Source organism: Parapedobacter flavus (genome assembly GCF_035818675.1).
GTDB classification, from domain to species: domain Bacteria; phylum Bacteroidota; class Bacteroidia; order Sphingobacteriales; family Sphingobacteriaceae; genus Parapedobacter; species Parapedobacter flavus.
The window spans coordinates 175583-191591 of the sequence record NZ_JAYKZZ010000001.1 but is presented as its reverse complement, the minus strand read 5'-3'; the positions used below and the strand labels follow the sequence as shown (position 1 = coordinate 191591).

Sequence of the window (16009 nt, the reverse complement as noted above, 5' to 3'; positions counted from 1 at the left end):
CGAATACAATAAATGGCCATACTATGAGAACACTTTTATTAATATCAGGCACCCTGTTTTTGATGACGACAACGGTTTTTGCCCAACAGGAATCGTTTACGATTAAAGGCAAGGTAAGTAACTTGAATATTCCGGCAACTGTCTATTTGGTATATCAATCTAATAAAAGTATATATATCAATTCGATGGAATTGAAAAACGGAAAATTTGAACTTTCGGGTGTCGGCACAAGTTTGCGGGGGGTTGTTGGACTAGGTATTAAACACTTCCTCAAGTGCGCTGATTGACATTGTAAACGGCATCCGTTCGCCATTTTTTAACTCGATTTCCTTTGGAGAATGATGGATACATTCAACAAATCCAATATTTACTAACAATGACTTGCTAACCCTGACCATATACGATAATGACTCCATCCTTCTCTGCAAACAACTGAGATTAACACTGGTGCATAGCTCGTCAACACTATTGTTGAGAAAAAGAACAGAATAGGAACCCGACGCTTTACAGTACAACACATCCAGCGGATTCACAACGATTGTCTTACCTTTGGTTCTGATTATTAAACGGCTCATAATTCACTATTGATGTAAATAAATGTAGGTGCTTGTATATAAGTAATACTATGTTTCCTCCAAAAACCAAATGCCCTTCATTCAAAAACCCCACTTGTCCGGCATTTCATTTTTTATCTGTCCATTGGCGTTCAATCTCCCCCAGCGACTTGCCCTTGGTTTCGGGTAGTAACCGATAAACCACCACAAAAGCGAGTATACACCAAAATGCGAAAAACCAGAACGTAAAACCCGCACCGATGCTTTCCAGCAATACGGGTGTCAGTTGCCCGATAACGGTATCGGCCACCCACATGACCATGATGCTGAGCGCAATTGCCCTACCGCGGATATGGGCGGGAAAAATCTCGGCGGCGACCACAAATTTGAGGGGGCCGATTGAAAAAGCGAAACTGGCCAGGAAGATCACAACGGAAAGCAACAACAGCAAACCCTGTGTGTTTTCCGTATACATGCACAGACCAACAGCCATCAGGCTCAGTGCCGCCGCCGCCGTACCGATCAAGTAGAGTGGCCGTCGGCCCAATTGGTCCACTTTCCATACGGCAATCAACGTAAACGCGAGATTGGCCGCACCGAAAATAATCTGGCTTTGCAAGGAGTTCGATAGGCTTACACCTGCATCGTTCAGTATGCTGGGGCCATAATAGATAATCGCATTGATGCCGCAGAACTGCGAGAAGAACGGCAGGAGCAATCCCAAAAGGAGCGGCTTGCGCAACCGCGGTGAAAACAAATCGCGGTAAGACCCCTGGCGTGGCCCTTGCTGGCGCCTGCTTTCCAGCTCAGCTGTTGCTTCGGCGTGCCCCACGAACCGGGTAAGCAAGGCTGCCCCCGCGGTTGTTTGCCCCTTCTGCAACAGCCAACGTGGGCTTTCGGGAATGCCCAACAAGCCCAACAAAAACACCAATGCCGGCAACGCACCTACGATAAACATGCCTCGCCATACTTCGTCTTGGAACCATATACTGACCCAGCGGGCAACCCCTTCGGTAGTGGCCTGAACCAAGAATGCATTGCTGAGGTAGGCCACCAGAATCCCTAATGTAACAGCCAATTGGTAGTAGGTAACCAGTCGCCCGCGGATGTTGGCGGGAGCAATTTCTGAAATGTACAGCGGCACCATACTGGATGCGATACCCACGCCTACGCCACCCAATATACGAGCGATGATAATCGATTGGAACGTGGGCAACAGCCCACACCCCAGGGCAGACACCAGGAACAAGACAGCGGCCAACAGCAATACCCGACGTCGGCCGTACCGGTCACCGAGTTCGCCCGATACCGCCACCCCCGCTATGCATCCCACCAATGCCGACGAGACGAACCAACCCTGTTGGAAAGCCGAAAGCGAAAACTGCTTCGTAACCAGCGGCAATATCCCGGATACCACCGCCATATCAAACCCAAACAGGAAGCCTCCCAGCGCCGCGACGGCGCAGGCCCACCAGAGGATTTTTGGCAATCTATGGCGTTGTTTCATCATCATCTTTTACAAATGCTTTCACTACTTTGACTGTCGCCCCGCTGGTATTGATCAGCGTATATTGAGCTACCGCAGCCGGAATAACGAATGTTTCCGCATACTGGAATACCGTTTCTTTGTTACCGACCCTAACCCGTATTTCCGTACCTTCCACCAGCATCAGCACATGGCAGGCGTGGTGGGTCTGCACCGTCACGGTGTTTTCTAGCTCGATTCGGTGCACGTCGTAAAAATGTGCCGCGTGTGTGGGTAAATGGATGGTCTTCCAGTCGGCACCCTGTTCCAAGACATAAGGTTTGGAAATGAGTTCCTGCGGTACCATTTCCCCTTTCCGGTCGAACCGCAGGTTATTGAAAGCATGCTCGATATTGATCGGCCGGGGATTGCCATTCAAGTCCTTGCTCAACCAGTCATACATCTTGAACGTAAAAATATAGGGTGTCGCACTGATCTCAAGCACCAAATTGTTCTGCCCGGAACTGTGAATTGTGCCGTTTGGAATGAGGTATAGGTCGTGTTTTTGAGCCGGGAATGACTGTACATAATCGGTAATCGGGACCTCCGTATCGTTGGCCAAACTGTGTTCTAATTCCTGCCTGAACGCCGTCGGGTCTATGTTGTCTTGAAACCCCAGGTACACTTTCGCATCCGGTGCGCAGTCCAGCATATAGTACGTCTCATCCTGTGTGAGCGCCTCGCCGAAATGTTCCTGGATATACGACAGTGAGGGGTGGCATTGGATAGACAGGTTGCCACCATCGAACGTGTCGAGGAAATCGAACCGGATAGGGAACTCATTGCCGAACCGGGCATGGTGTTTACCCAAGACCTGTGCTCCGGCAAGTATCATCAAACAATCGAAGGAGACCTCCAATCGCACGCCATGATGCTCGAAAACCAAGCCATTCTCAGGCGCAATGAGCTCGAAAGACCAAGCATAATTGGGTTCCTCCTGGTTTATTTGCGGGATATGCTCCGTGAGCCATTGTCCGCCCCACGAGCCGGGCGTAAACCATGGTCGCGGCCGGAATACCGACTGGCTAAGTGCGTTTAAGCCGTTACGGATGTCCTGCGCATACGCCCAGGTCAACCAGTCGATCCCTTGCCCATCGGCCAACACATCTGCGCGGGAAAGCACGGATGCCTTATGCTGGTTGCAAACCACCCAGTCTACAAAATAAAACCGCTTGTACATCGCGGTTGGCTTCTCGGCGGATGATCTACCCAAGTTGGCAATTGCGCCAGCGTTCATGCGGTGTTGCAATTCATTTTTGGGTAAATCGATGTAGATCACGGCAGCTTCCCATCCACTCAACGCGGCACCCGTACCGATGAGGATGTTGATGGGGAAATCTGGGTTAGGCTGAAGGGTAGCCAGGGCATCCATTTGGTAGAAATCGGCCAGCTGAAGCGACGTCTTCGTACCCCATACCGAATCAGCTGCTCCCAAAAAGGGTTGAACGAGTTGTTCGATAGCGTTCCCCGGCCTCAGGAAATCATCCATGCGGTGCCAATTCACCTTGGTTCCCCGCTTTTCAAATTCATGGGTCAATGCTTCGACGATGCGATTCCAAAAAACCCCTACATAGCCGTCTATGACCACCGTTTTTTGCTTCACGATCCATTGTGCCAATGACTCATAACCATTGTAGATTGTCCCTTCATCCAGCGGATGGGACGGATAAATGTTATACCTCCCCTTTTCCATTGCCCCTACTGTGGCGGGCATGATTTCCTGTTTCGTGTTCCTCCATGTGGCAGATGCATTCGATGTGATTGTTTCCGTCTCACCGTTTTCCTTCAATTCCATTCACAAAAAAAATTAAATTATGTAATAATAAATATAATAACGCAACACCCTTCGGGTTGCCAAATCAACGATTGGCAGCGGCAAACTCCTCGAATAAAACGATGGCGTCATAAAGCACCCCCGCTGCCCCACGGAACGTCCCCGAGCCGTTAGGTAGATTATCTGCGGTATACCATTCATAAAAACCCCGATTATCGACGGCGCGGCGCAGCATCGGTTGTACCTGTTCATAGGCTTCAGCTACCAGACCGTAGTGGATAAGCTGTTGAATCATACGCCCGCCAAACCAATCCCAGTCGCCCCCATTTTGGTAGCCATAAGGGTACATTCCCTTGTTTTTATAACTGCCCGCCGGGTAGGTCGGGTATAAGGTGAGCCCGATGGTTGCGGCACCCGATTCCCGAACGTTGGTCACCATCCGATCAAGCGCATGCTTTACCTGTGCTTGTGATAGCAAACCCGCTTCGATGGCTACGGCAGTGCCACCATGGTAGTAGACTCCCATTTCATCGAATCCATCGGGAAAGGGTGAGCCATCCAAGTAGATGTGTGGGATGAACTTTTGACGCTCCTTATCCCATAGATGGGCCATGCAGTGCTTAGCAATCTCATCACGGATTGCACGCCACTTCGGCCGCACTTCGGGGAGTAGCTCCATCAAATTGTCGAGTGCAATCAAGAACATGGCGTTATCATAAATATCAATGGCATAATGCGTGCTGTCGGTCAGGTAGACGCCCCAGGCATGCTCCGGCTGCACGTCACCCCAATCGGCCGTGGTAGCGCCCCATAGCAAGCCGTACTTCCGATCGTACCGATGTGCCATAAGAAAGTCCATGGCCCATTCCATGCGCCGGGCAACGGTTTGCCCTCCCACGGTATCTTGCAAAAAAGCTTTATTCCCACTGCTCGAGACGTATTTATACACCGCTTGTATCAACGAACTTTCCTGATCAGTTTCGACCGTGTTTTTATGCCCCGCATAATCGGGCTCCATTTCGGTGTAGATATAGGTATACCCGCCGCTCGCGGCTTGGGCTTTTTCTTTGGGAACGAAGCCATCGACGATGTTACCATCTTCGCCCTGCAGGCGGAAAAACACGCGAAGGTTCTCTTCGATGGTTTCTGCCGGGTGCAGCGCTGTAGCCAATGTGATGAAGGTATTGTAATCACGGATCCATACTTCCGCATATCCATCACCAGCGTTGAATCCCGACCCCACGGTTGCCTGCGCCATGGATTTAACCGTTTGCATCGAGGTATCCTGACTAATTCGAGCAGCTAGCGCCCGATCGCTACGCGAATCGGGTCCGCATGCTGCTATACAAACTCCAACTGACCCCAGTAAAACGAACGCATTCTTCATGGTATGTTCTTGCTTGTGTATTGCTGTTTTAGTTGCTTACGGGCGGCAACACCGCGACACCCCATTCGGTGTTGGGCTCCGGCCCCATAACTAGCTCAAGCTGCCCGCCTTTAAGCAATTCGGATGCAGGGAACCAGCAATTCTCCAACGGCTGCCCATTGAGCCGTGCCTGCTGGACATAACGATTTTTCTTGGACGTGTTTTTAGCTATTATGGTAAAGCGTTCCCCCCTTCCGAAGCGCTCACCCAAGTCGATATCGACGCGTTCAAAAATGGGGCTTCCGATTTCGTAGATCGGGTTCACCCGGGCACCGCCGTCGATCTGGAACAACCCCAGTGCGCTCATCACGAACCATGCACTCATTTGGCCCTGATCCTCATCGCCGAGGTAGGCATTGGAAACATCAAATCCGTAGTATCGGTCGACAATCGAGCGGCTCCATTTTTGCGTTTGCCACGGTTGGCCTACCCAATTGAACAGGTAGGCAAAATGCATGGACTGCTGGTTGCCCTGCACCACGGGATAATCCCAATATTGATCGCCCGGCGCATTGAACCGCAGGGGCTCGCTCGCTTCGAACCCCCAAGTAAGGCGTTCGATGAACCTGTCTTTTCCGATGACTTCTGCAAGTGCCGGCACATTCTGTGGCACAAAGAAGGTCATTTGCCAAGCGTTTGCCTCCACATATTGATGATTTCCACCCGCAGAAAAGGGATCAAAATCTTTTTCCCACTCTCCGTTGCTGTAACGGATCCGGGCGTAGCCCGTTTCGGGATCGATGGCATTCCGCCACCAATTTCCACGCTGCTTAAACTGTTGGTAATCCGCATCCTGGCCCAGCGCCTTCGCCAGCTGCGCCACCGTCCAGTCGTCGTAAGCATACTCCAACGTATTGGAGAACCGCCCTTTATCGGCCGGCACAAACTGGTGTTCGCGGTAAGCGGCCAAGTCGCGATTGCCCGCTAACCCATCACCCACTTTTTCCGGGAGGCTGGTTTGCATTTTCTTAGCTGCAGAAAATACTTTTTCCACGTCAAAGTTATCTATCCCCATTTGATAAGCGCTGACCAATAACGGAATCTCATGTTCGGCAACCATCACGGGTACGTATTCCATACCGGCGGGACCCTTTGCCAACCAACCGTTGGCATCGTACATGCCGAGCTGTGATTTCACCCAGCGAGACGACCAATCCGGAGTAACCAGGTTCCAGAGCTGGTTGAGGTTCCAAAACGTATTCCAAAAGGCATCGCAGCCGAGGGCCACAGCATCCGGGTCGTCAAATTGCTGAATTTCCTCCGTCGCATCCACCCAGCGCCCATCTACATCACTGAAAGCATTGCGGCAGTACGCGCGGTACATATTGGTATAAAACCGGGTCTTCTCCCGTCTGTCGTTCGTCTGTATGGCTACACGCGATATCAACTCGTTCCATGTTTGACGGTTATGTTCGCGCACCGCATCAAAATCCCACCCGAACGGTTGAGCCACCTCTTCCTCCAGGTTCTTCCGGGCGCCGGCGATATCGACATAGGAAATGGCAGATCGCACCTGCACGACGCGATTATTCCGGGTATCGAACTCCGCAAAATAGCCCATGGATTCCGGGCGTTGGGCAGTCACTGTCGTGTCGCGGATAACATCATCATTGACCCATCCCCCAAAGTTGGTCATGTCTTGGTCAAACTCTATGACGAAATAGATAATATAGTCTTGATTGCTATCTTTTGACCATACATTTTTACTTTGTTGCTTGCTGTAACCTTCGATACGACGGGGGCTTACGCGGGTAATCCGGCTATCCAGTATATCATACCGGTATTCCGCAGGGATTTTCAGGTCGATCATCACGCGTGAGTCCTTCTCTCCGGGATAAGTATACCGCTGGAATCCACAACGCGTCGTGGAGGTAAGCTCGGCACGTATGTTGTAATCGGAAAGTTCCACCTTGTAGTAGCCCACATCGGTCACTTCAGTAGACTTGTCGAAAGACGACCGATAAAACGTGCTGTCTTTTTTAAAGATAGACTGATCGCCAATTTTTGTTTTCAGCTTTCCATTGGTTGGCATCGTCCCTAACCCGGCCATGGTCCATTCGTGGATGTGGCTAAAGGTGCCAATACTCTCAAAAGCGGGATCATAGCCGGACAGCCAACCCGGGTTTTGGTTGTCGGGGCTCAACTTAACCATGCTGAAAGGCATCCATGGCCCAGGGGCAATCATCCAGCGCGAATGTGCGGTCCCCATACGTGTATCGATGTAATCGGCAGCAATGGCGGCCTTCTGCGGGGACCGGACGATACGCCCTTCATTGACTATTTTGCCGTCAATGGCGATCTTATAATTACTCGTTCGTTGCGTAGAAACGGCAGCCATGGGGGCCTCAAAGACATACCGGCCCTGCTCCAGGGTCTGTTTAAGAACCGTTTCCCCGTCTACATCCACCTGTACAACAGGTTCCCCTTTTAAATGCTCTACATCGACCAGCAAAGGTTGGGACTTCAGTTCCTCCAATTGGTAGTCTGCCACCTGCACCTTACGCAGATAGGCATTGCCGATATCGCTGTGGAGCTCCGCTGCTTGTGGACCCACCAGCCGGATGCCATCAAAGACGAGCCAGGAGCCCTCTAAGCTGGTTATGTTAATTTCATTTCCACCCTGTTTAATCTGATCGGCTTCCAGTGGGATTTCCAGTGTATGCTTGAGGCTTTTCCCGTAATCCCCTCGTAACGACTCGTCGCCTCCGCCCTTGGGCAACGCATATCGCCACGATCGCCCGTTCACGGTCACCTTAACATAAGGTGGGCGTTCGCGGTGGGTATCCAAAATATCAAATATCAGTTTCCACCCGTCCTGTTGCGGCGCAGTTTTCATGCTAAAAAGAATGTTCAGCACATAGGTACGTCGACCTGCTGTTCCACTAGAACCTCCCCACGCATCCGCCGGACCGGGTAAAACGTAGGGAAAATCCTCCTTAGGTGTCGATTTCCCGATGAGATAAAAACGATCTTCCCAACCAAAATCGTTATCGAGGAATTTTGCATAATCGCCGCCCGAAAGGGCAAATTCATCCGCGCTTCCATCTGCCGTCCCAATCTGCCAAATGGCCTTTACCTCATCTGTTTTGTAACTGCACATTAGGGTGACCAATGCGCAACCCATCATGACATTCAATATTTTCCTCATCATATCATCTTTTTCAGTATGTTGCCTGACTAAGCACGGGTACGTAAACTATCGGTCGCTTGTCCAGAATGAAAGTTCCGCAATCGTCATAAAACGGGAGTTGCCCCAATTTTCCAAAAGTTTAAATCGCAGGTAACGTGTTTTCGGTGTGCCCGCAGGGAAAACAAATTCTTCACCCGCCTTTGCATATTCGATATCTTCACTGCTAAGCTCTCCGACGGGTAATCCAGAGGGTTTTACAGATTCACAGGTCATGAGCTTTGTCCAGCTATCCCAACTACCGTCCATGTCAGGATTGTCACTGCCCCATACCTCGAATTTCTTAACACTTTCCTTTTCGTAAAGACGATCATTGGCCTGCCAGATCTTGAACTTGCTAAGCGAAGTAGAGACGCCGAGGTCTAATGTAAACCATTGCGGTATGCCCGATTGCGTGGCGAATCCTGGTGGGTTGTAATTCTCGTTCCACAGGTATTCGACAAGCCAGCCATATCCGCCGTCTTTAACATCGGTAGGAAGGGAGAAATCTCTGAAACCTGCTTTATCAAGCAAACGCTCAAAGGTGGGAATTTCCACAGTGGTCATTTCGGGAGCGAAAAGCTCAAATACGGTAGAATCCGGTTTGAAAAAACTAAGGTATCGGATCTCAGCACCCTCGTAATAGTCCTCAATTTGCGTTAATGTTTCCTCTGGGGAGACTGTTAAGCTATGGTGCTCCTCATTCTGATCCTGGTAATGTACTTCGGTATATACCTCATTGGGGGATGAACTTTCCCAATGCAGTTGTAATTTGCCATCAGTGGAATAATCGATCTCGCCGAGCTGCCTATTGGAAAGCGAACTCACATAGTTTTCTCCATAGACCTCACCGCTGACATTGACGGCCACAGATGAATTGTTTCTATTATCAAATGTATAAACCACAAAATTATGGGTACCTTCTGCTAGGTTTTCAATGATCATGCGGACGGTATCTCCCTTGATGCTTTCGGGTATTTGTATCTCAGCGGAATCACGGCGATCATTCCAAAAGGCCATGGCCTTATTAACGTTAGGGTCATTACCAAGGACAATTGACAGCTGGATACGTCCATTACCCGACTGTGCAATCACGGAATCTGCCCGACCGGCATAACTGATTTCTCCTCCTTCGAGGAACTTTTTATACGCATCTTGCTTAATGCATGACACAAACAGGGCTGCCATCAATATAACAGGTAAACAGCCAAACAATAGTTTTCGTTTCATAGCTAATCGTTTATCATCATTAATTCACAGGCGCACCCCATATCATGAGTTCGTTGAAATTCACATACGTGCCGTTAGACCAACTGCGTAACGTCTTAAAGCGGATATACCGCACTTCTGGCACATCGATCGGAAAAATGACGGTTTCACCGGCCTCTGCTGCCGCTATATCTTCTTGCGAAAGCTGCCCCGATGGTAGGCCGGACGGTTTAATCTGTTCGTAGGTGAGGAGGAGTTCCCAGCTATCGAAACTTCCATCCGGATCGGGGTCGTTCGACCCCCAAATTTCGAATGACCGCGGATTATGCAAAGAATAGTAAAACGAGCCCTCCCGCATGAAGTACGTCATCCGACTGATCTTCGCTTTAACACCCATATCGAACGTGAACCATTGGGGCATGCGCGCGGAGTTGCCTGAATGGTAGCCGCGGCGACTATCGGTTAGAATTCCGTCAAACAACGCTTCGACGCTGCCGCTGTATCCCAGTTGTGCGTCGGTGGGTAGCCGATAGTCCTTCATTTGGTCGGGATCTAAGCGGACTTCAAACAACGGCGTTTCAAAGGTATATAAAGTGTCGGATAGGTTGCCCCACCGATCGCGAACAAACAGGCCAAACCGGGTTTCTTCGGACGGAAGCCCGCGAACGGCAAACTCCCCCTCGCGCAATCGGGTGTAATACGTGTTTAAGGGTGCAAATTCACCCAGCGAATCATTGGCCAATACCACAAAGGCAAGATCGCCTAGCGTACTGTTTTTGAAGGTAACGCTAATGCCGCCAAAAGTAGGGATCACTTCCAAACTATCGCGCGCAAGTTGCATGGGTGGTCTATCCGGATTAACGGTAATACGGACCGGTTCTGAGGCATTTTCGCCACGGTCCACGGCATAAAGTGTCACGTCATATGGGTCGGTATCTGCGAAACCTTCCACGGTTAGGCTACGATGATGCCGACTCACTTTGGTTTCCCGGACTTCCCCCTGTTTGGTGGTATAGACCGCTCTAACGTATAGTAAATCGGGGTCAGAAGGCACTTGATAACTAATTTCAGCCGCGCCGTTCAGGTTGTTGACTTCCAACTGGGTGACCGGACCGGGCGGCACGCCGTCGTTTTCAATTGGTGTTGGCTCGGTGTCTTGGCAGGCCGTTGCAAGGGCTAGCCACCCGATAAAAAAAATGAGATATTGTGGTTTCATCGTCAGTTTATTTTTTTGTCATCATACATTCTTATTTCCATTTTATCACCACCCAGGGTTTTGCACCAAATTCGGGTTGATCTGAAGCGCATGCTCATGGATGGGCCATAGGTAGTCACGCATATTGTCGAACGATTGCCTGAAAAGCAGTATGCGTCTATTATAGGCTTCGTAGGTCGATTGCTCGATATCCCACCCGTATATCGGCGCGTTCAAGGTACGTGTTGCCGTCTTCCAGCGGCGCAAATCCCAAAAACGGCTCCCTTCAAATGCCAGTTCGATACCGCGCTCCTGCTGGATAATGCTTCGCAGGCCGGGCACAGTGGTGTATTTGTCGGGGTGGGTCGAATATGCTGACCACGATTGCTCAACGGAATTGAGGCCAGCGCGCTCCCGGACCTTGTTGATAAATGGCAATGCTTCGCTGGATTGGCCACTCTCGTTGAGTGCTTCCGCATAGAGCAAGTAAAGGTCGGCCAATCGGATGATCGGCCAAGGATAGGGCTCTACGGTAACCGAACTCGACGTGGCCACGAGGTTCCAGTTGACTACTTTCTTCGTGAAGTAGCCGGTTACCGAATATAATCGGCTTTGCCGTTTGCCACTATGTTGCCCAATCTTACTCTGTATATTGTATGTGCCGTTGCGCATCAGCCATGTGGAGCCATCGAATGCGATGGAAGCGTAAAAGCGCGGTTCGCGGTCGAAGTGCAGCCCTACCGTTTGGTAATTCGGCTGCATACCGGCATCATCGCTGGTGGTGGTTCGCAGCTCATACCGATCGGCGTAATCCCAGGTTTTATCTTCATCAATGGGGACGCCGTTTTCGGTGTAGAAGAGTTCGGCCATCTTGAGCGTGGGCGCAAACTTTCCCTTCAGGCTGAGGTTGGTTACATCCGGATCGAGCTGGGGGCACGCAAACAGCTGGATCCAATAGCTTGGCCGCGCATTACCAATATCATCGTTGGTCGATCCCCAGATCAGTTCACTGTTCCACTTCTCCGTGATGGCATTGCGTATGGTCATTTCCTGCTTTTGGGCATCGTTGAGCGTTACCTGCGACGAACTGAAGGTATACAGCTGTACGCCTGCAGCCTCTGCAGCCTCCACGGCCAATCGGCATGCCTCAGCGGCACGCGCCCATTTCTCCGGCTCATAAGTGGCATTAAAGAGTGGCGTCCCATCGGGATTTTCTAACGACTGGAATTCCACATTTCCATTAAACAACGGGCTGGCAGCCGTAACCAACACCCGGGCCTTTATGGCCAATGCTGCAACCCGGGTTACCCTGCCCAACTCAATAGCACGGCTATCGATGACCGAAGGCAACCCGGAAAAACCATCGCCCGCGGCGTCGTCAAGCAACGATGCAATATAATTCACCACCGAGTCTACCGGTTGACGAACCACCTTGACGTCTTCTGGGCTTGCAGTAATATCCAGGTTCTCATCGGCAATCGGGATGGGGCCATACATGCGGAAAAGATACCAGTGGAAATAAGCTTTCAAGAACTTGGCTTCTGCGATCCACCGCTGTTTTTCGAAATCGGCGATATCCGGTACGTCATCGATATTATCCATGAAGATATTGCACATCCGTATGCCCTGCCACATGGAGCGTCCGTTGTATCCATCCCAGTAGTTCATCAATGGGCCGGCCCTATTTTGCAACCCACGGGCGATGTTGTAGGAATCTAATGAGAAATAATCCTCGGTCATGGGCCAGTAGGTCCACACCTCGTCGCCGGCATTGAATGCGGGGTTGTAATCGGGATTGGCCTCGTTGGGTAGAAACGAGTAGCAAGTAAAGAGCGCTTTCTCGGCTTCATTCCGGTTGGAAAATGCGTGTTCCATGGTCGGCACATTATCGGGCACGACGTCGAGATAGTCTTGGCACGCCACCAATATGGAAAACAGCGGTGCCATCAGGGCTATTTTAATCAGTTTATTCTTATTCATAACACCTTGTGTTGGAAGATTATGGTTATAGTTGTATATTCACTCCAATATTGAAAACTTTCTGAGGCGGATACCCGAGTCCATTGCTGCCCAGCCGATCGCTATCACGGCCATTGCTACCCTGCTCGGGATCCCACATTTTAAAGCTACTGATCAAGAACAGATTGACACCATTGACGTAGAAACGCACGCCGCTCACATTCATCCGCTGCAAAGCTTTGCCTGAGAAGTTATACCCTAGTTCGACGGACTTAAGCCGTACAAAGGCTCCATTGCGCATCCACCAGGTGGAGGCTTGGTTATTGTTGCTATTACCTGTAGCACTGAGCCGCGGCCAAAACGCATAGCTGTTTCTGTTGGTCTCAGACCAATGATCCTCGGCAATAACCTGCAGCAAGCCATTTTGGCGTGCACCACTCATCACAAACGGGCTGATGGCGGCAGGATCAATGAACAGGGAAGAATGGGCAGAACCCTGGAAAAAGGCACTGATATCAAACTTATCGGTACCGAAGGAAAATCCCGCACCGTAAATGATCTCGGGCACCATCGGATAGCCGAGTCCGTTGACCCTGTCCAGGTTGGTGACCTCCCCATCGCCATTGAGATCGCGGTATTTGATGTCTCCACCACGCACTTCGCCAAATGCTTGGGGAGGTGAATTTCTTACGTCTTCATCATCGATGAACAGCCGCTCGGCGATCAGCCCCCAGTATTGCTGTAAGGAGTGCCCAACGCGCGAAAGGTATTGCATGTTTGCGGGGTATTCCGGCTCTTCATTCACCAACAGCTTGCTGGTAGCGTAGGTAAATGTACCCCTTACCCTCAACCAATTAGGACCGAAATTCGTACCATAATCCAACTCCATATCTATCCCTTTCCCTTCGGCCTCACCTACGTTGGCGGCGATGCCCGCGGTCAGCCCCATCGTAGTGGGGATGTAGCTTCGCCCCATGAGGATATTGGTCCGGCGTTCGTGAAAGACATCCACGATCATGTTCAGCTGATTGAAGAGTTCCAGGTCCATACCGATGTTGGTTTTATACGCTTTTTCCCACGTTACATCGTCGTTCGCATACCGTGATACGGAGACGCCGGGGCGCACGTAATCGTAGTTCTCGCCGAATACCGTCCTTCGGCCATTATCATTTAATGTCACATTAGACATATAGAAGAACCGATCGTCGGGATCACCAATCTGATCATTGCCCACCAACCCATAGGTGGCGCGTAACTTCAGCTTGGAGACGACCGGGAGCAGTGGTTCAAAAAACGGTTCGTTGTTGATGTTCCAAGCCACCCCAGCCGACGGGAAAAAGCCGAAGCGATTGTTCTTTGCGAACCGTTCCGACCCGTTGAATCCGAAGTTCGCTTCAAACAGATACCGACTATCGTAGCCATAAGTAAACCTACCCGATAAGCCTTGGTTGCGGAAAGGCAGCGACGATTGCAAGTTTCCTGCATTACCATCCACGTGGTTTCGGAAAATGCCAATCAGCATGCCGCTCACGGCATGTTTTTGGCCGAACGTGCGATTGTAGTTCACCGCGGTCTCGAGGTAAGCTGTGGTGTTAACGATTTTTCCACCCTCGTTATAGTTTAGGTATTCGGTAGCATTATTTTCATTCAATAACCGGAGGGAATAGCCCGAAGGCGAAAAATTATTCGGCGAGGCAAAATAATAAAACGGGTTATACTGCCGCTCCAAACTGAAATAGGAGTACCGCTGTGTATAGGCCATCAAGCGCGCATTGAGTCCTTCGGTCAGGAAATTGAAATCCTGCTTGATTTCCAGCTGGACATTCAACTGGGTCCGGCTGTATTGTTGGAAGCCCGACACCATGGAAGCATACGGATTCGCATAAACGGCATCGCCATCGCCCCGCGGCGCATTGCCGAACAACGGGTGTTTAGCATAAGATATATCGGCAGCGGGGAAAACTGCGGGAAACAACACCGGATTAGCCGTTGTGGCGCTCCGGAAAACCGCCGACCCACCACCAACGGGGCCAGTATAGTCGGTGAAGTTCCCCGATGTCCGCACGATGCCTTCTGTTGAAGGCGTTAGCATTACGTTCACGTTGGAACGTACCTCGTAATTCTTCAGGTCAATGTTGTTATCAAAGTTGTTTTTGTTGTTTGATTTCAACATCCCGTTATCCCTGTTGTAGGTGCCCGATATGTAAAACTGAGCGACCCTACCACCTCCACGCACATTCATATTGAACCGCTGGTTTGCCGTATAGTCTTTGATTAACATCCCCAACCAATTGTTGCTGGGATATAACAATGTATTTTCACCGGCTGCGGTTTTGTCGATTTTGTTTTGTGTGTATGGCAAGGCGCCGATGGGATTTCGGGTAAGCACGGCTTCATTGGCCAGTTGCATATAGGTAATGTTATCGGCAAGGTTGAAGTTCGTGGTGTTTTGGGAAATGGAATTTTCCAAGCGGAAGTTAAAGTGCGTCCGGTCGTTCACACCCGATTTGGTGGTAACCAACACCACTCCGTTCGCTCCCCTTGCCCCATAAAGCGATGCCGCGGCGGCATCTTTAAGCACAGAGAATCCGGCGATGTCGTCCGGCTGGAGCCGGGCTAATGCATTTGACGTTGACTCTATCCCATCAATCAATATGAGCGGATCGATTTTACCCGATCCGAACGTGGTAATACCCCGGATGAAAAATTGCGCGTTATCCGCGCCCGGTTCCCCGCTACTCTGGTAGGCAATCATTCCCGATACCCTGCCGGCCAACATCGATGTCAGGTTACTGGTAGGCCCTTTCAGTTCCTTTGGGTTTACGGTGGTGATGGAACTGACCATGCTTTCCTTCTTTTGCTCACCAAACGCCACAACAACCACTTCGTCGAGCAAATCTTCATCCGGTGCCAGTTCGACATTTACAATCGGGCGCCCGCCAATAGATTCCTCCTTGGGCTCAAATCCGACGTAGGTAAATACAAGAATACCGCGGTCGTTCGGGACATTAATGGAAAACCGGCCATTATCGCCGGTTGCAACCGCATACTGGGTGTTTTTAGCACTTACACTCACACCTGCCAACGGCGATCCGTCAACTGCGTGTACCACAACACCGGTTATTTGATGTTGCGCTTGTACAGTGCAAACCGCAAGCAGATGACACATTAAAAAGAGCATTAATCGTTTTGGTTTACTCA

At 50.5% G+C, this 16009-nt stretch carries 10 protein-coding genes; 1 reads left to right on the top strand and 9 read right to left on the bottom strand.

The features are described from left to right. The first annotated feature begins 23 nt into the window (after nt 1–23). Nucleotides 24–287, top strand: a complete 264-nt coding sequence (locus U9S71_RS00870) for a DUF4369 domain-containing protein (RefSeq protein WP_326324494.1) — start codon at nt 24–26, stop codon at nt 285–287. Here the strand turns inward: U9S71_RS00870 and U9S71_RS20960 are convergent. The 9 genes from U9S71_RS20960 to U9S71_RS00830 all read right to left on the bottom strand — a co-directional run bounded on the left by U9S71_RS20960 (nt 252) and on the right by U9S71_RS00830 (nt 15977). Continuing rightward, nucleotides 252–575 carry a LytTR family transcriptional regulator DNA-binding domain-containing protein gene (locus tag U9S71_RS20960; protein ID WP_436410294.1) on the bottom strand — a complete coding sequence of 108 codons (324 nt, stop codon included), beginning with the start codon at nt 573–575 and terminating at the stop codon, nt 252–254. The two genes, U9S71_RS00870 and U9S71_RS20960, sit on opposite strands and share 36 nt — an antisense overlap. Nucleotides 576–681: 106 nt before the next feature. Beyond that, nucleotides 682–2067 (bottom strand): sugar porter family MFS transporter, encoded by a 1386-nt coding sequence (locus tag U9S71_RS00865; RefSeq protein WP_326324493.1) that lies wholly within the window; start codon nt 2065–2067, stop codon nt 682–684. After that, entirely contained in the window at nt 2045–3874 is a 1830-nt protein-coding gene (locus U9S71_RS00860) for a class I mannose-6-phosphate isomerase (RefSeq protein WP_326324491.1), read from the bottom strand. Before U9S71_RS00860 ends, U9S71_RS00865 begins: the two co-directional genes overlap by 23 nt. Before the next feature lie 64 nt (nt 3875–3938). Next, entirely contained in the window at nt 3939–5111 is a 1173-nt protein-coding gene (locus tag U9S71_RS00855; RefSeq protein ID WP_326324489.1) for a glucosidase family protein, read from the bottom strand. Between the two features lie 157 nt (nt 5112–5268). Beyond that, nucleotides 5269–8430, bottom strand: a complete 3162-nt coding sequence (locus tag U9S71_RS00850; RefSeq protein ID WP_326324487.1) for a GH92 family glycosyl hydrolase — start codon at nt 8428–8430, stop codon at nt 5269–5271. Nucleotides 8431–8475: 45 nt separating this feature from the next. Continuing rightward, on the bottom strand, nt 8476–9675 hold the full coding sequence (locus U9S71_RS00845; protein ID WP_326324485.1) for a DUF4998 domain-containing protein: 1200 nt from the start codon (nt 9673–9675) through the stop codon (nt 8476–8478). A gap of 19 nt (nt 9676–9694) precedes the next feature. Beyond that, a complete protein-coding gene (locus tag U9S71_RS00840; RefSeq protein ID WP_326324483.1) occupies nt 9695–10870 on the bottom strand; it encodes a DUF5000 domain-containing lipoprotein in 1176 nt (391 codons plus the stop codon). Between the two features lie 45 nt (nt 10871–10915). Further along, on the bottom strand, nt 10916–12829 hold the full coding sequence (locus tag U9S71_RS00835; RefSeq protein ID WP_326324482.1) for a RagB/SusD family nutrient uptake outer membrane protein: 1914 nt from the start codon (nt 12827–12829) through the stop codon (nt 10916–10918). Between the two features lie 25 nt (nt 12830–12854). Further along, nucleotides 12855–15977: a SusC/RagA family TonB-linked outer membrane protein gene (locus U9S71_RS00830; protein WP_326324481.1), complete on the bottom strand. Its 3123-nt coding sequence runs from the start codon at nt 15975–15977 to the stop codon at nt 12855–12857. Nucleotides 15978–16009: the final 32 nt, after the last annotated feature.